Source organism: Yinghuangia sp. YIM S10712, from assembly GCF_051388935.1.
Taxonomy (GTDB): Bacteria; Actinomycetota; Actinomycetes; order Streptomycetales; family Streptomycetaceae; genus Yinghuangia.
Map to the genome: position 1 here is coordinate 278657 of NZ_JBPKBI010000007.1, position 18080 is coordinate 296736.

Annotated in this window: 20 protein-coding genes; 7 read left to right on the forward strand and 13 right to left on the reverse strand. The window is 71.8% G+C overall.

Translation table 11 applies throughout. The annotated features are described in order from the left end of the window. Positions 1 to 193: 193 nt before the first annotated feature. Positions 194 to 664 carry a hypothetical protein gene (locus ACRX5W_RS17725; protein ID WP_436789137.1) on the reverse strand — a complete coding sequence of 157 codons (471 nt, stop codon included), beginning with the start codon at positions 662 to 664 and terminating at the stop codon, positions 194 to 196. Between the two features lie 483 nt (positions 665 to 1147). On the opposite strand from ACRX5W_RS17725, the gene ACRX5W_RS17730 reads away from it, so the two are divergent. Beyond that, positions 1148 to 2431, forward strand: a complete 1284-nt coding sequence (locus ACRX5W_RS17730) for a MurT ligase domain-containing protein (protein ID WP_436789138.1) — start codon at positions 1148 to 1150, stop codon at positions 2429 to 2431. Further along, complete coding sequence (locus ACRX5W_RS17735) at positions 2431 to 3162, forward strand: type 1 glutamine amidotransferase (protein WP_436789170.1); 732 nt, start codon at positions 2431 to 2433, stop codon at positions 3160 to 3162. Before ACRX5W_RS17730 ends, ACRX5W_RS17735 begins: the two co-directional genes overlap by 1 nt. A gap of 85 nt (positions 3163 to 3247) precedes the next feature. Here ACRX5W_RS17735 and ACRX5W_RS17740 read toward each other — a convergent pair whose 3' ends face one another. Next, complete coding sequence (locus ACRX5W_RS17740; protein ID WP_436789139.1) at positions 3248 to 3541, reverse strand: DUF2795 domain-containing protein; 294 nt, start codon at positions 3539 to 3541, stop codon at positions 3248 to 3250. 149 nt (positions 3542 to 3690) lie between these two features. Next, complete coding sequence (locus ACRX5W_RS17745) at positions 3691 to 5334, reverse strand: GMC oxidoreductase (protein WP_436789140.1); 1644 nt, start codon at positions 5332 to 5334, stop codon at positions 3691 to 3693. A 363-nt stretch (positions 5335 to 5697) separates the two neighbouring features. On the opposite strand from ACRX5W_RS17745, the gene ACRX5W_RS17750 reads away from it, so the two are divergent. Continuing rightward, complete coding sequence (locus ACRX5W_RS17750; protein ID WP_436789171.1) at positions 5698 to 6282, forward strand: TetR/AcrR family transcriptional regulator; 585 nt, start codon at positions 5698 to 5700, stop codon at positions 6280 to 6282. Between the two features lie 307 nt (positions 6283 to 6589). Here ACRX5W_RS17750 and ACRX5W_RS17755 read toward each other — a convergent pair whose 3' ends face one another. The 3 genes from ACRX5W_RS17755 to ACRX5W_RS17765 form a co-directional block, all read right to left on the reverse strand. Then, complete coding sequence (locus ACRX5W_RS17755; RefSeq protein WP_436789141.1) at positions 6590 to 7654, reverse strand: cation diffusion facilitator family transporter; 1065 nt, start codon at positions 7652 to 7654, stop codon at positions 6590 to 6592. Beyond that, on the reverse strand, positions 7651 to 8073 hold the full coding sequence (locus tag ACRX5W_RS17760) for an ArsR/SmtB family transcription factor (RefSeq protein WP_436789172.1): 423 nt from the start codon (positions 8071 to 8073) through the stop codon (positions 7651 to 7653). Before ACRX5W_RS17760 ends, ACRX5W_RS17755 begins: the two co-directional genes overlap by 4 nt. A 290-nt stretch (positions 8074 to 8363) precedes the next feature. Next, positions 8364 to 8954 (reverse strand): TMEM165/GDT1 family protein, encoded by a 591-nt coding sequence (locus ACRX5W_RS17765; protein WP_436789142.1) that lies wholly within the window; start codon positions 8952 to 8954, stop codon positions 8364 to 8366. Positions 8955 to 9540: 586 nt separating this feature from the next. Here ACRX5W_RS17765 and ACRX5W_RS17770 point away from each other — a divergent pair. After that, complete coding sequence (locus tag ACRX5W_RS17770; RefSeq protein WP_436789143.1) at positions 9541 to 9750, forward strand: hypothetical protein; 210 nt, start codon at positions 9541 to 9543, stop codon at positions 9748 to 9750. Positions 9751 to 9777: 27 nt separating this feature from the next. Here the strand turns inward: ACRX5W_RS17770 and ACRX5W_RS17775 are convergent, their stop codons facing one another. From ACRX5W_RS17775 to ACRX5W_RS17790, 4 genes are all read right to left on the reverse strand, one after another. Continuing rightward, the gene (locus ACRX5W_RS17775) at positions 9778 to 10023 is read right to left on the reverse strand and encodes a hypothetical protein (protein ID WP_436789144.1); all 246 of its coding nucleotides are present in this window, start codon (positions 10021 to 10023) and stop codon (positions 9778 to 9780) included. A 62-nt stretch (positions 10024 to 10085) separates the two neighbouring features. Continuing rightward, on the reverse strand, positions 10086 to 10301 hold the full coding sequence (locus ACRX5W_RS17780) for a hypothetical protein (RefSeq protein ID WP_436789145.1): 216 nt from the start codon (positions 10299 to 10301) through the stop codon (positions 10086 to 10088). A 111-nt stretch (positions 10302 to 10412) separates the two neighbouring features. Next, a complete protein-coding gene (locus ACRX5W_RS17785; RefSeq protein WP_436789146.1) occupies positions 10413 to 11369 on the reverse strand; it encodes a hypothetical protein in 957 nt (318 codons plus the stop codon). Positions 11370 to 11705: 336 nt separating this feature from the next. Next, a complete protein-coding gene (locus ACRX5W_RS17790) occupies positions 11706 to 11957 on the reverse strand; it encodes a chaplin (RefSeq protein ID WP_436789147.1) in 252 nt (83 codons plus the stop codon). Positions 11958 to 12250: 293 nt separating this feature from the next. Between ACRX5W_RS17790 and ACRX5W_RS17795 the strand changes: the two genes are divergently transcribed. Continuing rightward, positions 12251 to 13750: a glycoside hydrolase domain-containing protein gene (locus tag ACRX5W_RS17795; RefSeq protein WP_436789148.1), complete on the forward strand. Its 1500-nt coding sequence runs from the start codon at positions 12251 to 12253 to the stop codon at positions 13748 to 13750. A gap of 265 nt (positions 13751 to 14015) precedes the next feature. Here the strand turns inward: ACRX5W_RS17795 and ACRX5W_RS17800 are convergent, their stop codons facing one another. Further along, positions 14016 to 14540 (reverse strand): DUF4232 domain-containing protein, encoded by a 525-nt coding sequence (locus ACRX5W_RS17800; protein WP_436789149.1) that lies wholly within the window; start codon positions 14538 to 14540, stop codon positions 14016 to 14018. A gap of 61 nt (positions 14541 to 14601) precedes the next feature. Next, on the reverse strand, positions 14602 to 15414 hold the full coding sequence (locus ACRX5W_RS17805; RefSeq protein WP_436789150.1) for an ATP-grasp domain-containing protein: 813 nt from the start codon (positions 15412 to 15414) through the stop codon (positions 14602 to 14604). A 115-nt stretch (positions 15415 to 15529) separates the two neighbouring features. Here ACRX5W_RS17805 and ACRX5W_RS17810 point away from each other — a divergent pair, with 115 nt between their 5' ends. Beyond that, positions 15530 to 16309, forward strand: a complete 780-nt coding sequence (locus ACRX5W_RS17810; protein WP_436789151.1) for a HipA family kinase — start codon at positions 15530 to 15532, stop codon at positions 16307 to 16309. A 62-nt stretch (positions 16310 to 16371) separates the two neighbouring features. Then, positions 16372 to 16791: a DUF3037 domain-containing protein gene (locus tag ACRX5W_RS17815; protein WP_436789173.1), complete on the forward strand. Its 420-nt coding sequence runs from the start codon at positions 16372 to 16374 to the stop codon at positions 16789 to 16791. On the opposite strand, the gene ACRX5W_RS17820 is transcribed toward ACRX5W_RS17815, so the two are convergent. Next, entirely contained in the window at positions 16736 to 18016 is a 1281-nt protein-coding gene (locus ACRX5W_RS17820; protein WP_436789152.1) for an MFS transporter, read from the reverse strand. The two genes, ACRX5W_RS17815 and ACRX5W_RS17820, sit on opposite strands and share 56 nt — an antisense overlap. Positions 18017 to 18080 lie beyond the last annotated feature (64 nt).

Sequence of the window (18080 nt, forward strand, 5' to 3'; positions counted from 1 at the left end):
CGATACCGGCTTCCGGTACCGGCGATGTCGTCCGGGCGCCGCAGACGGGCGTGACGCCATGCATACCGTGGCGGTCCTGGCGCTGGAGTGCGTGGTGGTGGCGGACATGGCCACCTCGATCGAGGTGGTTCGGCAAGCCCGGCTCGCGGACGACCGTCCCGGCGCCCGTGGTCTGCACGCGGCAACGCGTCCGCTACGAGCCCGCGGTGTCCTCGTCCGCGCCGCCCAGCGCGACCGCGACGGCCGCGTCCGCGACGGTGAGGGCGCCGAGGAGCAGCATCCAGGTTTTCTCGCGGCGGTCCAGGGTGCGCCAGCGGCCGACCGTGCCGGCGCTGTCGGAAAGATCGGAGGCGACCTGGAGCCAGGCCCACTCGGCTGCGCCGCGGCCTCGGTCGAGGGCATGCCACCAACCGACGCCCACGACGGTGTCGCGGACGCCGAGGCCGCGTGCGAGGGCGGATTCGTCGCCGGCGCCGGCCGGACGGGCGGGCAGCAGGCGGTCGGCGGCGTTCGGGGCGACGGCCTGGACGACGCCGACCGCGAGGCGCCCGACGGCCAGTGCGCGGGCGGCGCCGAGGGCGACGCGCGGGATGGGCCGCGAGCGGGCCGCGCGTACCGCCGTCACCGCCCGCGGCACGACCCCACCGGTGTTTCCGCCCCCCATGTCGAACCCGCCCTCCTGCTTTTGCGCCCCGTGCCGCCCACTGTGCCGAACAACGGGGCTCCGGTATATCCGGATTCCCCTCGGTGTCGAAGAGTGCCCCCGCGGATACCGGATGCGGCACGGCGTGCCGCCCCATGATTGTTCAGGATCACCGCCGCGGACACGCCCGAAGGGCGCGAGGGTGCCGCGTGCGGTGACGTTTGCCCCGTTCTCCGCCCGCGACCGGCGTATTCGGCGAGTGCCGCGGCCACTGCACGGGTCCGATCTCGGTAGGCTGACGCGACGTATACGGATCCCCGCCTGACGGCCGGTCCGGGTACGGGCCCCGAAAGCGTGTCAGGTGCCGTACGGCGCAAGGCGGTTCGTCGCGGGTTCCGGGTCCGGTGTGGCCGTCGGGTCGTCCTGCGCGAGGGGGGTTCGAGGGAACGGCCGCCGGCCTGGTCGCGCGGTGGCACGGCGAGACCGCTGGAGGATACGCATCCGATGACAGGAACTTCCGTTCCGGGCCAGGGCACCGGGGCCGTGCGCGGACCGGGCGCGCTGCCGCCGCGGTCCAAACTGGCGGTGACCGCGAACCGCGTCACCGCGGCGATCTCGCGGCGGGCGGGCAAGGGCAGCGGTTCGGTGATCGGCGGCAAGATCGCGCTGCGCATCGCCCCCGACCTGCTGGCCCAACTCGCCGACCACCTCCAGGTCGTACTGGTCTCCGGCACCAACGGCAAGACCACGACCACCCGCCTGATCGCGGAGGCCATGCGCGCCGCCGGCCCGGTGGTCTCCAACGCGCTCGGCGCGAACATGCCCGCCGGGATCACGTCCGCCCTCGCCGGTGCGAAGGACGCCCAGTACGGCGTGATCGAGGTCGACGAGAAGTACCTGTCGGGCGTCGCACGCGATGCCGACCCGCTCGCGATCGTGTTGCTGAACCTCTCGCGCGACCAGCTCGACCGGGCCGCGGAGACGCGGATGCTCGCCGAGAAGTGGCGCGAGGGGCTGCGCGGCACCGAGGCGATCCTGGTCGCGAACGCGGACGACCCGCTGGTGGTGTGGGCGGCCTCGTCGGCCAAGGACGTGGTGTGGGTCGCGGCCGGCCAGATGTGGCAGGAGGACTCCTGGTCCTGCCCGGCGTGCGGCGGCGTCATGCACCGTCCGGGCGAGGACTGGTACTGCGGCGAGTGCGACTTCCGGCGCCCGCAGGTGACGTGGTCGCTGGTCGGCGAGCAGATGGTCGACCCTGACGGCCGGGTCTGGCCGCTCGACCTGCAACTGCCGGGGCGGGCGAACCGCGCGAACGCCACGACGGCCGCGGCGGTCGCGTCGGTGTTCGGGGTGGAGACCTCGGCGGCGCTGGCCCGGATGAAGAACGTGACGGCGGTCGCGGGACGCTACGACGTCGTGCCGTACCAGGGCCGTCACCTGCGGCTGCTGCTCGCGAAGAACCCGGCGGGCTGGCTGGAGACGTTCTCGCTGATCGACGCCCCGCCCGCGCCGGTGATCCTGGCCGTGAACGCGCTCGACGCGGACGGCAAGGACACCTCGTGGCTGTGGGACGTCGACTACACCAAGCTCGCCGGACGCCCGCTGTTCGTGCTCGGCCAGCGGCGCCTCGACCTCGCCGTACGCCTCGACGTGGCGGGGCTGACGTTCAGCGTGCACGAAAACCTCGCGGGTGCGGTGTCGGCCTGCCCGCCGGGACAGATCGAGGTCATCGCGAACTACACGGCGTTCCAGCGGCTGCGCCGCACGATCAAGGAGGCGCAGGCGTGATCGGCATGAGCAAACTGCGGCTGGTGTGGATCTACCCGGACCTGCTGAGCACGTACGGCGATCAGGGCAACGTGCTGATTGTCGAGCGCCGCGCCCTGATGCGCGGCATCGAGGTGGAGCGGGTCGACGTGCGTTCCGACCAGCCGGTGCCGACGTCGGGTGACATCTACCTGATCGGCGGCGGCGAGGACCGGCCGCAGCGGCTCGCGGCCGAGCGGCTGCGCAAGGACCCGGGTCTGGGGCAGGCCGTCGCGCGGGGCGCGACGTTGCTGGCGGTGTGTGCGGGCTACCAGATCATCGGCCACGAGTTCGTCGACGACCTGGACCGCGTCGAGCCGGGCCTCGGGCTGCTGGACGTGAAGTCCGGGCGCGGACCGGCCGGGCGGCGGTGTGTGGGCGAGGTCCTCGCGGATGTCGATCCGGAGCTGGCGCTGCCCCCGTTGTCCGGATTCGAGAACCATCAGGGCGTGACACACATCGGCCCCGGCGCGAAGGCGCTCGGGCGGGTGACCGCCGGGTTCGGGAACGGCACCGACGACGGTACCGAAGGGGCGTACGCGGGACGGGTGTTGGGCACGTACCTGCACGGTCCGGTGATGTCCCGCAACCCCGCGCTGGCGGATCTGCTGCTGACGTGGGCGACGGGTGTTCCGCTCACGCCGTTGGAAGACCGCTGGCACGAGCAGTTGCGTGCGGAACGCCTGCGCGCGGCCCGGTCGGCGGCGAGCTGAGTCGGGCGAACTCGATCGGGAAGACACGACCGAGGGGGGAGAAGCGCCGTTTTCCGGGCGCTTCTCGCCCCTCGGTCGTGGTCGCTCAGGTGTGCCCGTGTCCCGTCCCCAGCCCCAATTCGGCGGCGAGTTCCTGCACGTTCGCATAGCGGCGATCGTCGTCCGGGAGGCTTCGGGCAAGGTCCATCACGTCGTTGTGGGCGGCGTCCCCGCGCAGGTGGTCGAGGATCCGCCCGCGGTCGGCGGGGAAGACGTCCGCTCGGAGATGGTGCGCCAGTTCGGTACGCAGATGCACGTCCCGGGGTGTCAGCCCGGCTGCCGTCCTGCCGCCCGCCGCCCGGGCACCGTCGCCGCGGTCTGTCTCGTGTCGGGGTGTCATCAGCACTCACCCTTTCCCGGGCTCGTCCGCCCGGCCGCTCGCCCTCGGCTGCCGCCACTCCCTCCGCGCGCACGGCGCATCGCAGTCCTGTCCGGGCTCTGCGGCTACCCGGAAACCCCGGCACTACGCAACTCGGGGCGCTCCAGGCGTCAGAAGACGCGCCAGGCGTCGTCGCGCACGATGGTGGCCATGCTGTGCTCCGCGAGGGCGGCGATGGTCATGGACGGGTTGCAGGCGCCGGTGGAACCGGGGATGCGGGCGCCGTCCAGGACGTACAGGCCACGGTGCCCCAGCACGCGGCCGGCGAGGTCGACGGCGTCGCCCGTCGGCACGCCGCCGAGCGGGTGCCACGTGGAGGGCCTGCCCGCGTTGGTGTCCATCATCATGCCGCCGCCCGCGGCCGCGATCGCCTGCATGCGCGCGGTGATCAGCTTCTGCAGCGCGGCGTCCCCGTCGGTCGGCCAGGTCAGGACCGCGTCGTCCTTGGCGGCGTCGTAGGTCCAGGTGCCCACACCGTCGACGACACCGAAGCCGACGACGGTCAGCGCGGTGGCCCCGGGCTGCTGGACGGGCGACCCGGCGTGGACGACGGTGAACGGGATCGGGCTGGTCGGATCGGTGCCGCCGACGCACGCCGGGCCACCCTGCACGGTTCCGGCGTCGCCGTTGGGGTTGATCCACGCCCAGATCCGGTCGCCGTTGTTGCCCCAGCGGCTGCCGATGGCGTCCGGCAGGTCCGGGATGAGGCCCTTGGCGCGCGACTTGACCAGCAGGCGGGTGGTGCCGAGGGAGCCGGCGTTGAGGAAGACGGCGTCGGCGGTGACGCGGATGCGTTCCAGCACGTTGCCGCCGGTGTCGATGCGGTCGACGGACAGCACCCAGCGGCGGTTGGCGTCCAACGCGAGGTCGCGTACGACGTGGAGGGGCGCCACTTCGACCCGTCCGGTGGCCTCGGCCTGGGCGAGATAGGTGACGTCGATGGACTGCTTGCCGCCGTTGTTGACGCCGAAGGCGATGTCGCTGGTGGTGTACGTGGGCTGGTAGCGACCCTCCAACTCACCGCGCGCGTAACGCCAGTCGATGGGCAGCGGGACCCGAAATGTGTTCAGGCCCGCCCGCGGCGCGACGTCCTGGAACAGGCGCGAGGACTTGTACGGGTCGGCTGCCAACAGGTCGTCGGGGAGCGGGGAGACGCCCAGCTTCCGGGCCACCGCGGGGTACGCCCACCGGTTCAACTCGTCGTAGAGGTGGGCGGCCTCGGGCATGGACGCGGCGAATGCCGCCTTCGTCGGTTGCAGCGTCATGCCGTGGTACGGGATCGAACCGCCCCCGACCGCCGCTCCGCACATCGCCGTCATACCGTTGCCGTCGACCGCCTCCAGGACGCCCGTGTACGGCGTCCACGTATGCGGGGTGCCGACCACGCTGTGGTCGGTCAGCCACGCGGATCGGTTGTCCATGGTCGCGAAGCGGCAGAACGTCGTGGCGTTCGGTCCGGTGCGCCAGCGCCTGCCGCGCTCCAGGACCAGACTGGGCACTCCGGCGAGCGCCAGCCGCAGCGCGGTCACACCGCCGCCGAAGCCGCTGCCCACGATCACGGCCCGTTCCCGCCGTTCCGTCACGGCGGCAGAAGTGGTCGAGGTATTCGAGGTGTTCGAGGACGTCAGCGCCTGCACCTTGCCTGCGCCGGCAAGGGAGCCGCCCAGCGCTGCCGCGCCGAGTGCGGCGCCGAGCACGCGGCGACGGGTGGGGCCGGAACCGGAAGAAGTACGGGGATACGCATTATCGGACATGAGACTCCCGTCGAGGGGCCGGTCGTGGCTGGTGGACTCACGAAGCCGAACTGGGGGTGCGCTCATACGTGACCGAATTGCTGTCGCGTTCCACCGCCGCGGATGCACATCGCGGCGGCAGCGCCTGATTCCGGGGGGCGCCGATGCGCCCCTGTGGCATCGGCGCGCCCAAGCGGAATCAGCGCGCCCGACACCGTAGCACCGCAATGTCGCATCGTGCCACAAAGTCGCAGTGCGACATCGATTAAGATCAACCGGGTCCGTGGGGGCCAGGAGGGGCGCGTCGTGGGGGTAACCGTGGGGGGAACCGTGGCGAGTACCGGAAGACCGCCGTTGACCGAGCGGCACCGCCGGGCGACGCGTATGGAGATCGCCGACCAGGCGGTCCGCCTGTTCGTCACCCGAGGCGTGGCGGCGACCACCGCGGAGGAGATCGCGTCCGCCGCCGGGGTGTCCACACGCACCCTGTGGCGCTACTTCCGCTCCAAGGAGGACTGCGCGCGTCCCCTGCTGACCGCGGGCCTCGACCTGATCACCGAGCACCTTCGCGACTACTGGGGCGGCGGCAGTTCGCTCACCCAGGCGATGCCGCGCGCCGAGGACCCCGACCTGGTGGCCGCGCAGCGCCTGGACGCCCTGCGCGACCTCGTCCGGCTGACCCGCGAGGAGCCCGGGCTCCGGGCCATCTGGCTGGAGACGCATTTCGACGCCGAAGCCGTGTTCGCGGGGCTGATCGCCGAGGGCACCGACAGGTCGGCGGACGATCTCGCGGTCCGGCTGGAAGCGGGCATGCTCAACGCGGCGCTGCGCATCGTGGTGGAGGACTGGGCCCTGGAACCCGACGAGCCGACCGGTCCGTCACTCGGCGAGGCTCTGGCACGCGCCCTGGAGATCATGACGCGGCTCTTCGAATGCGAGAGTGTTTCGGGCTCCGGCCGGAGGCAGTGAGGACCCGCGGCACCACAGCGGACCCGGCGGCCCGCGTTCGTTCTGAGACCCGGCGACCCGCGCGTTCTGCCGGTGCCGGGCCATGTCCTGGGCGGCCCGTCTGCCTCGGCCCCGACTCCCGTGACACCTACGCGCGTTGTGGCCGCCGGTCCACGGCCGGAGCTCGACCGGAACGAGACCCTGCGGACGCACTATCCGGCACGTGACCGGCCCGGCGTCGCCGGCTGCACGCCTCCGGCGCGATGCCCTCGCCGACCGGGAGGGCGAAGGCCGCGACGAACCGGGCGCACGGTCCTCGTCCCGTACGTCACCGGTCCGTCGTCTGGCGAGGGTCGACGCAATGGGCCGACGGCGGTGCGGCCGCGCCGTCTCCGCCCGGTGCCGCGGCGATCGTCCACACGCTGGGTACGACGTGGTCGACCTGGAGCGTGGTGTGCGCTATCTCCCAGCGCTCGCGCAGCAGTTGCGCGAGCCTGTCGCGTACCGCATGGCAGTCGTGTTCCGCGTCGACGAGCACGTGCGCGGACAGGGCGGGGAATCCCGACGTGATGGTCCAGATGTGCAGGTCGTGGACCTCGGCGACGCCGTCCTGACGGGCCAGTTCCGCGCCGATGTGGTCGGGTTCCAGGCCGGCGGGCGCGGCTTCGAGGAGGATCTTCCACGACTCGCGGACCAGCGCGACACCGGCTTTGAGCATCAGCGCTGCGACGACCAGCGAGGCGACCGCGTCCGCGCGGGCGAAGCCCGTGGTCATCACGATCACACCGGACACGGTCGTGATGATGAACGCCCACATGTCGTTGAGGATGTGCTGGTACGCGCCCTCGACGTTCAGACTCGACCGGTTCGCACGGCTGATCAGCCACGCCGCGGCGACGTTGACCACGATCCCGGCGACCGCGGTGGCGACCACCAGACCGCCTTCGACGTCGGGCGGGTCGACGAGCCGGTGGATTGCCTCGTAGGTGAACCACACCACGAGAAGGAGAAAGGTGATCCCGTTGATCTGCGCGGACAGGATCTCAGCGCGCTTGAGCCCGTACGTCCACCGCCCGCTCGCCGGCCGCGCCGCCAGCCGCATGGCGATCAGCGCGAGAACGATCGAGAACGCGTCGGTGAGCATGTGCCCGGCATCGGTGATCAGCGCGAGCGACTGCGCGATGACGCCGACCACGACCTCGACGACCATGTACGCGCCGATCAGCACGAGCGCGGCTGTCAGGTAGCGACGATCGGCATCGGGCGACACGCCGTGGGAATGGCTTCCGTGGCCGTGCCCGTCGTGCGAGCCGTGGCCGTGCCCATGCGCGTCGCCGTGCGCATGCACGTGGTGCTCCCCAGGGGTCTTCTCCGGACCGGTCGCGGACGTCACGACGCAGCCCTTTCCGATGCCGCGGTCGACTCCACCGCCCGCGCCGTGCCCGGCTCGCCGTGGTCGAGGTGGGCCAAGGTCACGTCCAGCAGCAGCCGCACGTGCGCGTCCGCAAGCCGGTAGTACGCCATGCGCCCGGACCTGCGCGCGGTGACCACCCGGTGCGCGCGCAGCAACCGCAACTGATGCGACACCGCCGACTCGCCCTGACCGCAGGCCGCCGCGAGGTCGCACACGCACATCTCGCCTTCGAGCAGCGCGACGAGCAACTTCAGCCGGCCGGGGTCGCCGAGCAACGAGAACACCTCGGACGCCTCGGCGACCCGCTCCTCCTCCGGCAACGCCGAACGCACCACCGCGACCCGATCGGCGTCGACCACCCGTATCCCGCACCCGGCGTCCGCGTCCGCGGGATGCATCGCGGTCACCGGACGACTCCCACCAGCTCATCTGAACAAGTCTTCATACGTCAAACCGTACGACCCGGCCCCGCTCCCCGCAACCACCGGCCCCGAGCACCGCAGGGGGTTCGCGCACGAAGGCCGGCGCAGCACACGCCGACAGGATGCACGCGCAGGGACGCGCCGGCCGGGACGCCCGCGCATGAAGCTCGCTCGCACGCGGCAGACCGGCGCCCGGCCCCCCGCGCGTCATCAGCCGGCCGCCCCCGTCCCTGCGGCGGTGTCGGCGACACCTGCGTACGCCGGGCCTACAGCATCTCGACGACCGTGACCACGGCGAGCACGGCCATCACGATGCCCCCGGCCCGGCGTACCAGTCGCATGGGCACGTACTTCAGCAGCGTGCGCCCGGCCGCGATGCCGAGTGCCGAGACGGTCAGGAGGGCGAGACCCGAGCCGATCGCGACCGAGACGGGGTCGTACTTCGCCGCCAGGTTGGCGGTGCCGATCTGGGTGATGTCCCCCCACTCGCTGAGGAAGATCAGCCCGAAGCTGGTCGCGACGGTGCCGGTGAAGCCCAGTGCCTTGCGGCCCGCGGCACCGCTCGTGGCGGCGTCGGCCTCGTCGTCCTCGTCGTCCTTGCCGAACAGCAGCACGCCCGCGCCGATCGCGAACAGCACGGCCACGACCGACTTCACGACCGTGTCGGGAGCAAGCTTCAGCAGCCCGCCCGCGGTCACCGCGATCACCACGTGGACGAGGAACGCCAGCGAGACCCCCAGCCACACCCACAGGGGACGCAGCCGCGTGCCGAGCATCAGCGACGCCAGCATCGTCTTGTCCGGCAGTTCGGCCAGGAAGATCACCACGAAGGCGGTCGCCGCGGCGGTCAGACTCATCGAAAAACCCTCTGCCTCTCGGTCCACCGGGCCGAGAGCACACGCGGGAGGCGGGGTGCCTTCGACCCGGGTGTGCGTCGATACCGCGCGGCCAGGCCGCGCAACGCACACCTCAACGGTCGAAGGTCTCGTCCACCCGGCCCCGCAGCGCGGGTCACGGGCTCGATGGCCGGGCACCGAGGCGGCGCCAGTATGTCGACCAACCGACAAAAGCGGGACTACTCCCCTTCGCGGGCAACTGTACAGGCCGCCCGGCACGGCCCTGGGACCGGGCCCGGTTCAGCGCCACCACGGCACCTCGTCGGCCGGCCGAGACCAACGCGGGACACCGGGACCGATCCACCGCTGCCACGGCATCCCGCCGACCGGCCGAGATCACTCGCCACGCGCTCGCGGCGGTTCTCGCCGACCACGCGGCCCACCACCCGTGCCTCCGCACCAAGAGCCGTGCGGCGCCGTGGGATTCGGCCGGGCTCAGACGGGCTGGAGACACGAACCAACGGACAGCGCATTCGCGACTTTCGTCGAATCGAGGGCCGACGTTCGGAAGTTTCCCGCGGACCGGCTCGCGGCGGACGATCGGGGCATGCGGAAGATCTTCGAGACCGGCGGCTTCCTCCTCGCCGCGCTGGGGCTGGCCGGGATCTGCCGGGAGTACATCGGCTGGGCACCGTTTCGGGTGGTCGCACGGCTCGTGCCCTACAGCGACGGCGTCCTGTGGATCAACATCGCCCTGATCGTGGTCGGCGGCCTCGCCATGGTGGCTCCCGACGTCGTCAGGGACGCGCGCAGATAGCCGTCCGATCGGCACCGGCGATCCGGTTCAGCCCGAGCACGCCCCGCGCTGCGACTCCTGCCACTCGCACACCGGGCACAACGTCACCCCGGGCTGTGTCGCGGCGTATTCGGTCGGTCGGCCGCAGTACACGCAGTCCGCGTACGGCGGCCCGGCCGGTTGCGTCTGCTCCGTCCTCGCCCCGGGAGCCGCGCAGTACGAACCGTCCTCCGCATCGCCGCGTCCGGTGGCGTCGGAGCCGGAGACGGCGGTCGGCTTCTGCGGGAGATCCATACGCCGACTGTACTGCGACCGCTTTGACGCGTTGCTTCGTCCCGTCTCGACGGGTCCGCGACTTACGGCCGTCCCCGACCGCGCGGCAGGTGGTCGCTGTCGTCCAAGGCACTGTGGACGGCGGCGATGGTCAGCACGACGACGAGCACCGACGCGATGATGATCTCGGCGAGCGGGTCCTCTCCGTAGCCCGTCACCCACACGAGCGTTCCCGCGCCGACCCCCAGCGCCGCCACCGCCACCGCCAAGGCCGGCCGCCACCGCGGACGTTCGTACACCGCGCTCACCCCCGTCCGACCCGGCGTTGCGCATTTTGCGTACCTCTCCACCATCAGGCTCCGGCCGCCGATGCGGAAGTCCCAACCTGCCCCGGCCTGCCCGGTCCTGCATCAGTCCCGGAGCCGCCGTGCCAGTTCCTCCGTGCGCTCAGCCGCAGCGTCTGCGGCCGAACGGGCCTCGCGCGCGGTTCGTTCGGCGAATCTGAGGCGGTCGCGGGCGCGTTTTGCGGCCTCTTCGGCCTCGTCACGCTCGCCTTCCGCGTCCCGGAGCCGGTCGGCGAGGTCGGTGACCTGGTGTCGGGCCCGTTCCCGGCGTTCCTCGGCGTGGGACAGCGCCCTCTCACCCGAAGCGCGTTCCTTCTCCGCATCGCGCTTGGCCCGGTCTGCGTCCTCGGCCTCGCGGCGCGCCTGCCGGAGTTCGGCTTCGAGACGTGCGCGAGCCTCCCGGGCGGCCTGTTCCCGGGCTCGCTTCTCGTCGGCTTTTTGGGCCTTGTCCGTCGTCCGCTCGGCGGCGGCCGTGCTCGGTTCTTTCTTCCCGGCCGGTTTCCGCGCCGCCGGCTTCCTGTCAGGGGAGATCGCGGCCGGCGCAGTGCCGGCCGCCGGGAACCCGGAGGCGGAGATGTTCCGGGACAGTCGGCCACGCGCCCATTCGTCACCGGCCTCCGGGTCGGCGAGTGCCGCGTGCAGGATGCCCTGGACTTCGTGGACGACCTGGTCAGTGACCGCGTGACCTTCCCGGCGGGCGAGCGCCTGCGCCTGCCGGGCGAGTGCGGCGGTCAATTGGCGCTGCTGCGCGGACAGTCTCCGCAGCAGATCGGGGGCGACGTCCTGGTGTGCCTGGCGCAGCGCGCGGCCGAGTTCGAGGAGTGCCTGCGCCTCGTCCGGCTGCGCGCGGACGAGGAGGTTGCTCGCCCACGCGGCGAGCGGCGGTTTCCGGAGCGCGCGGATTCGCTTGGCCAGCGCCTTGTCACCCGCCTTGACCGCCGCCGACGCGAACTTCTCCCGCGCGGCGGTGAATTCGTCGGGCGGCAGCGCGTACAAATCGTCGGCGACGCGGTCCCAGTCCACAGTCGGACCTCCCAGCCCTCACCTGCCCGGCCCTCACGTGCGGGGGCCCCGCGAGGCACGGACGCACCTCGCGGGGCTCGTGGCGTGGCCGAACGGGTTCCCCGGTTTTCCCGCCGCCCGGATGCCGCCCGGCCCCGACGGGCACCGAGCGCCCCGCGGCGAGTCAGCCCGTCAGGGCCGGGCGTGACGGGAACCGGCAACTCCTCCCGCCCGCAGCACTCGTGCCGTTGGCGGGTCAGGACGCCGTGCCACGGAATGCGGGCGCGGAGGAAACGCCCGCCGCGCGGTGCGCGGCGCCCGCCGGGGATCGGCCGAGCGCGTGTGCGCCGGGTCGGGTCACTCGTCGAAGTCGATGTTCGCGCAGGAGTTGCCGAACGTCGGGTTCAGGATGCCGACGACGTCCACGGTGTTGCCGCACAGGTTGACCGGCACGTGCAGCGGGATCTGGACCTGGTTGCCGGACACCACGCCGGGCGAGCCGACGGCCGTACCCTCGGCCTCGGACTCGGCGTGGGCCGCACCCGCGCCGGCGAGCAACAGCGCGGCACCGCCGACCGCGAGGACAGAAGCCTTCTTGAACGTGATCACTGCTTCTCCGTTTCCAACCGCCGCGACGCCGGACGGCGACGCGTGCCCTGGGAAACGACGAAGGCCGGGATCGGCAACCGGAGGTGGCGTGTATTCACTCGAACGCAGTCCGAATACCCGGTTGTTCGCCCGCACGGTCTCTCATATAGCCCATATAGGTCATCAACGGGCACTACACGCACAACTGACGAAACGCCAGATGTCGATGTCGATCAATTCGCGGCTTCCTATCCCGGAGACGGCCGCGGTGCCGTTAGCTTGGCATGACGGGATCGGGTTGGTTGGAGGTAGCGATGGCCACCGGCATCGACTTCAGTTTCTCCCGTGTCCCCGCCCACGTCGCGGCACGGAACGGGCATGCGTTCGCCGTCAGTTACCTCACCGACCAGGACTCGGCCCACCGGGTCAAGCAGTGGAGACCCGAAGAGATCGCCGCGTACCGGGCCGCGGGGCTCGGCGTGGCGGCGGTCTGGCAGGGCGGGTTCGACGACCGCACCGTCGCGTGGCGCGGCGGCCACGCGCGCGGCCGTGCGGACGCAACGAAGGCGGCAATCGAATCAGGTCGGCTCGGGCGTCCGGAGGGCGCGCAAGGGCGGCCGGTGTACTTCGCCGTGGACCACGACGTGTCCGATGCGGAACTCGGTTTGGTTTCCGCCTACTTCGACGGCGTGGCGAGCGTTTTCGACGTCGCGAACATCGGGGTGTACGGCGGACGCCGCGTGATCGAGTGGGCCATGGCGTCGGGCAAGGCCCGCTGGTTCTGGCAGACCAAGGCGTGGTCGGGAGGCCACCAGGTGCCGGGAATCCACCTGTTCCAGCGGCTGCACAACGTGAAACTGGAGGGGTACGACGTCGATGTCAACGACGCGCACAACGCCGACTACGGGCAGTGGTTCGACGTGACGCCGACGGACGGCTGGTACCCGCGCGCCACCCGCCTGGAGTTGCCCGAGGCACGCACCCAACCGGCCATCCGCCCCACGCAGTTCATCATGCACTCGATCGCCGCGCCGTGGGACGTACAACGGTTGTTCGAGTACTGGCGCGACCAGGCCGGCGAGGAGTCGCACTTCGGCCTCGCCTACGACGGCTCGCTGGGCCAGTACATGCCGACGACGCGGCGTGCCGACGCCAACTACTCGGCGAACCGGCGCTCGGACGGGACCGGCGCCGTATCGATCGAGACGGCGAGCCGCCCCCAGAGCGACGATCCGTGGACCGACGCGCAGGTGCGGGTCCTCATCGAAGTCGGCGCGTGGCTGCACCGCGTACACGGCATTCCGCTGCGGGTCTGCCGCTCCTGGGACGACCCGGGTTTCGGCTACCACAACCTGTTTCCGCAGTGGTCCACCGGCGGCGCCACCGCGTGTCCGGGGCCGCTGCGCATCCGCCAGTTCTCCGACGTCGTCTTCCCCGGCATCGTCCGGGCCGCGCAAAGCCCGCCCGGGACCTCGTTCCCGACACCCGACCTGGAGGAAGAGATGAAGGTTCTCGGCGGCGAACTCCGTGCCGGGTTCGATCCGATCGGCAACCTGGTGATACCCCCGGCGGTGCCGAACGGACGCAGCATGTTCGTCAACATCGGCGCGGACATGGGACGCGTACGCGGTCGCGTCGACATCTACGTCACCGGCCAAGGCTGGCGCAGACTCGGCGAGTTCACCATCGACCAGAACACCGACCTGGCCTTCTATCCGCTGCCGCAGGGCACGCGGAAGGTCAACATCAAACGCCTGCCCGGCGACGGCATCCACCCCGACACCCCGGCCGCGTGGAACGTCGAGATCATCTGACCCGCACCGCCCGTGCCAACGCCGGCTTCGGGAAGGCTCGGTGCCCGTGACCGCCGCAAGTTCCCTAGGTGCCCGGCGCATCGCGTTCCGCAAGCCCAGGCTCCGGGGTCGGCCGCCACCGAGACCGCGGGACCGCGCACGTGAAAGACGCTCGGCTGGGAAACCCAGCCGAGCGTCTTGGCGAACAATCGGCGACAGCCTCATCCGTGCGGCCCGTCCCCGTCACCGCGCGGGCTCACGTGAAGAGACCCGCCGGATGACGCGGTCAGCGCGGCAGGGCCGCCACGGCGTCGTCCGGCGTGGCGTGCCACCAGGTGGTGATCGGGTCGTACACGGCGATGCCCGTCTCCGGCGCCTCGATTTCGTCCGCGGTGAAGACCGTACCGAGGTGGGCCGGGTCCGCGGCGACGTTGAGGGCGGGCACGTACCTCGCGTTGCCGCTGCGGTCGTCGGTGCTCACGGCGGCGAAGGCCTCGCCGTCCGGGACGAGCACGTACGGGGCGCTCGACGCGGGCGGTTCCGGCATCGCGGAGCCGTCAAGGCCGAAGAAGGTGACGGTCGGGAAACGGTCGATCGTGCAGGACTCCTCCGCGTCGCTGGTGACGCGGACGAGAATCACGGCGGCGGCGACCGGCGGCAGTTGCCGGGCCTCGACGACGACGTCCTCCTCCGCGCAGGACGGCAGCAGGACATCGGCGGCCTGGGCGGCGCTGCCCGACGCGGCGTGCGCGGTCGGCAGCGCGGCGAGGGCCAGCAGCGGGAGCAGGGCGAGAGCAGTGGTTTTGCGCATGGCCAAGGGCTTTCCACCCGCCTGTTGCGCCATGCCTGGCTTCACCCGTGAGGCGTACGGCTCACCGCTCGACGTGCGGAGCGGGACGAAGGAACCGCCGGTCGCGGCCGGCTGTTGCGCCGAGCGGACCCGCGGCACGCAGCACCACGTCCAGCACCGCGTCGTCGTCGCACGCGTAACTCCCCGACGCCCACGCCGCGTTGGCCTCCACGACCGCCCACCCGCGCCCGTCCACCCGGCCCACGTCGACGACCGCCGCACTGGGCAGGGTGTCCCGGGTCGCGGCGCACATGTCGCGGGCGAACGCGGCGACCTCCCGGTGTTCGGCGCACGCCGCCAAGGGCGCCACGGCCAAGTCGCCTTCGACGGCGTACCGCGACGCCCCGCACACCTCGCCGTCGAGGACGAACAACCGGAACTCGGCGGTGAACCGGACCACTTCGCAGACCAGCACGGGCTTGTCCGGGTCCGCCCTGTCCGGTCCGGGCAGTTCCGAACCGTCCTGGTAGACCCGGGCCGGAAACGTCTTGTCGGTCGGCGGCTTGACGAAGGCCGAGCCGCGCAGCCGCCGCGCCTGCGCCAACGTGGTGGCCACGACACGACGCGCGGTCAGGTCACGCGGCAGGCCGGCAAGCCAGTCGTCGGGGATCTCCAACAGCGCCAGCGCGAGCGCCCGGGACACGCTGTCGGCGAACAACGGCCCGCCGTACACATGCGCCCGCCCGGCATGCACACCCTCCGGCACCGCCCACGCCCGCGCGCGCTCGACCCGCAACCCGCGCCGATACGCGGCCACCGCGAGCCGCCGGTCGGTGTCGGTGCTGCGCGGTGCAAGGACGAGGACCCGGTCCTCCCGGGCGGTCGAGGAACCCACGCCCGCGAGCATGCCGCACGGCCCACGGGACGGGGAGTGGTTTTCCGGCAACTGCCCTCGCCGCGACGCACCCACCACGCGCGTCCGGTCGTGCGACGGCGACTAGGCTGATCGCGTGCTCCCCCTGGTCCAAGCCATCCGTTACGTCACCCCGCTGCGCGAGGGCGGCTCGCTGCCCGGCATCATCGAAGCCGACGATCTCGGAACGTACGTCGTCAAGTTCCGCGGCGCCGGCCAAGGTCCGAAAGTACTGGTCGCCGAGGTGGTCGTCGGCGAACTCGCGCGGCGGCTCGGGCTGCGCGTCCCCGATCTCGCCGTCGTCGAAATCGACCCGGTCATCGGGCGCAGCGAGCCCGACGAGGAGGTCCAGGACCTGCTGCACGCCTCGGGCGGACTCAACCTGGGGCTGGATTTCCTGCCCGGGTCGGTCGGCTTCGACCCGGTCGCGTGGCTGCCCGACCCCGACACCGCCGCGCGGGTGTTGTGGCTCGACGCGTTCACCAGCAACGTCGACCGGAGTTGGCGGAACCCGAATCTGCTGGTGTGGCACGGCAAGCTCTGGCTCATCGACCACGGCGCCGCATTGTGGTTCCACCACGCGTGGTCGGCGGCCAAGGCCGCGGCGAGCCGTCCGTACGACGCCTCCGACCACGTCCTCGCCCCCACCGCTGCCGGTCATCTCGGCGACGCCGACAAGGCACTCGCACCCCGGGTGACCAGGGAGCTCCTGGAGGACGTCACGGCACTCGTCCCCGACGAGTGGCTGGCACCGAACGAATCCGAGGCCGCTCTCGGACTCGACTCGCCCGACGCCCTGCGCGCCGCGTACGTCGACCACTTGCTCGACCGCCTCGCACACCGCGACGCCTGGCTTCCGGGGGTGGACGCGGCATGAGCACCTTCCGACACGATCCGCCGGCCGCCGGGCGCGCCCTGCCCGAGACCGTCCCGGCCACGATGCCCGCCGACGACCCGCTGACCGCCGAAGTGCCGCCGCGTCACCGGGAGTTCTTCGAGTACGCACTGATCCGCGTCATGCCGCGCGTCGACCGCGGCGAGTGCATCAACGCCGGAGTGGTGCTCTACAGCCAGGCGTTCGCGTTCCTCGGTGCGCGCACCCACCTCGACGTGCCGCGACTGCGTGCGCTCGATCCCCGGGCGGACACCGTGCAGACGCGCGCCGCGCTGTCCGCGTGGGAGATGGTGTGCGCGGGCGCGCCGGGCGCGGGCCCGGCCGGCGGCGAACCGCTCGGCCGCAGGTTCCGCTGGCTCACCGCACCGCGCAGCGCGGTCGTGCAGCCGGGCCCGGTGCACGGCGGGCTCACCGCGAACCCTGCCGCCGAACTCGACCGATTGTTCGACTTGTTGGTGCTGTGACGCGGTCGCCCGCGTCATCGGCCGACTGCATCCGCCACGGCAGGCAGGCGCAGGTTGCGACCAGCAGGACGACCGCGACCGTGATCGCCGAACGCGGTGCCGTCAGCGTGGCGAGGACCCCGAAAGCGAGCGTGCAGGTGGCGCGCGCCGCGTTGTTGCTGATCGTCCACGAGGTGAGCACGCGCGCCACCTTGTCGTGCGGCGTCTTCTCCAGCCGGCACGTCGCGAAAATCGGAGTGAAAAGACTGGTGAAGAACACGGTGCCGCTGTGGATCGCGGTGACCGCGGCCAGACCGAGCGGACCGGCACCCACGAGCGGCAGCCAGGGCAGCCACAGCACACGCGCCACCCCGGCGACCAGCAGCACCGTACGGTTGCCCCACCGCGCCGCGCACGGCCGGCTGAGCCGCGCGCCGATGACGCCCGCGATACAGGGGATGCCGATCGACAGCCCGTACGCGAACGGGCTGAAGTGCAGGTCGCGCAGCATGATGACAGCCCAGATCGGCGCGATCGCGATGATCAGGGAACTGACGACGACGGTGTTGGCGAACAGCAGCCGCAGGACCGCGTCGGTCCAGATGTGCCGCCAGCCCGCGCCGAGGCCCTGCCACCACCGGCGGTCGGCGGTTCGGGGCGGCGGCGCGGGTTCCGGGGCGGCGATCGCGCGTATGCCCAGCGCGGACAGCAGGTAGCTTCCGGCATCGGCGAGGATCGTCGCGGCCGGCCCGAACAACGCAACGGACAGGCCGCCGACCGGGGGGCCCACTGCCGAGGACGTCCACAACACGCTCTCGAAGCGCCCGTTCGCCGCGGTGAGGTGTTCGCGGGGCACGAGGCCCTTGAGATGCGACGTGGAAGCGGCGACGAAGACGATCTGGCCCACCGCCGTCAGTACGCACACCACGACCAGATGCGGGTACGTCAGCGCGTCGACGGCATACGCGAGCGGCAGCGTCAGCAGCGCGCAGCAGCGCATCACGTCGGCGCCGATCATCACCGGCCGCTTGTGCCGGAACTCGATCCACGGGCCCAGCGGCAGCGCGACGAGTGCGCCGACCGCCCCGCCGATCGCCGCGAGCAGGGACACCTGGAACGCGCTGCCGGACAACACCAGCACTGCGGTCAGCGCGAAGGCGTCGGTGGCGATCGCGCTGCCGACCGCACTGACCGTGTACGCCCCCCACAAACGGGTGAAGTCCGGTCCGAGGCCGTCGCGGCGCAATCCCCACCTCCCGCATCGCCGACCTGCCTGATCAGCGTCGGCCGGCTCAGGAAAGCGCAGGGCC

Bases quoted from the DNA above. Each gene is read 5' to 3' on its own strand.
- ACRX5W_RS17800 (WP_436789149.1), bottom strand. From the start codon at position 14,540: ATGCGCAAAACCACTGCTCTCGCCCTGCTCCCGCTGCTGGCCCTCGCC.
- ACRX5W_RS17760 (WP_436789172.1), bottom strand. From the start codon at position 8,073: ATGCATCCCGCGGACGCGGACGCCGGGTGCGGGATACGGGTGGTCGAC.
- ACRX5W_RS17725 (WP_436789137.1), bottom strand. From the start codon at position 664: ATGGGGGGCGGAAACACCGGTGGGGTCGTGCCGCGGGCGGTGACGGCG.
- ACRX5W_RS17740 (WP_436789139.1), bottom strand. From the start codon at position 3,541: ATGACACCCCGACACGAGACAGACCGCGGCGACGGTGCCCGGGCGGCG.
- ACRX5W_RS17745 (WP_436789140.1), bottom strand. From the start codon at position 5,334: ATGTCCGATAATGCGTATCCCCGTACTTCTTCCGGTTCCGGCCCCACC.
- ACRX5W_RS17795 (WP_436789148.1), top strand. From the start codon at position 12,251: ATGGCCACCGGCATCGACTTCAGTTTCTCCCGTGTCCCCGCCCACGTC.
- ACRX5W_RS17730 (WP_436789138.1), top strand. From the start codon at position 1,148: ATGACAGGAACTTCCGTTCCGGGCCAGGGCACCGGGGCCGTGCGCGGA.
- ACRX5W_RS17765 (WP_436789142.1), bottom strand. From the start codon at position 8,954: ATGAGTCTGACCGCCGCGGCGACCGCCTTCGTGGTGATCTTCCTGGCC.
- ACRX5W_RS17750 (WP_436789171.1), top strand. From the start codon at position 5,698: ATGGAGATCGCCGACCAGGCGGTCCGCCTGTTCGTCACCCGAGGCGTG.
- ACRX5W_RS17770 (WP_436789143.1), top strand. From the start codon at position 9,541: ATGCGGAAGATCTTCGAGACCGGCGGCTTCCTCCTCGCCGCGCTGGGG.
- ACRX5W_RS17815 (WP_436789173.1), top strand. From the start codon at position 16,372: ATGCCCGCCGACGACCCGCTGACCGCCGAAGTGCCGCCGCGTCACCGG.
- ACRX5W_RS17775 (WP_436789144.1), bottom strand. From the start codon at position 10,023: ATGGATCTCCCGCAGAAGCCGACCGCCGTCTCCGGCTCCGACGCCACC.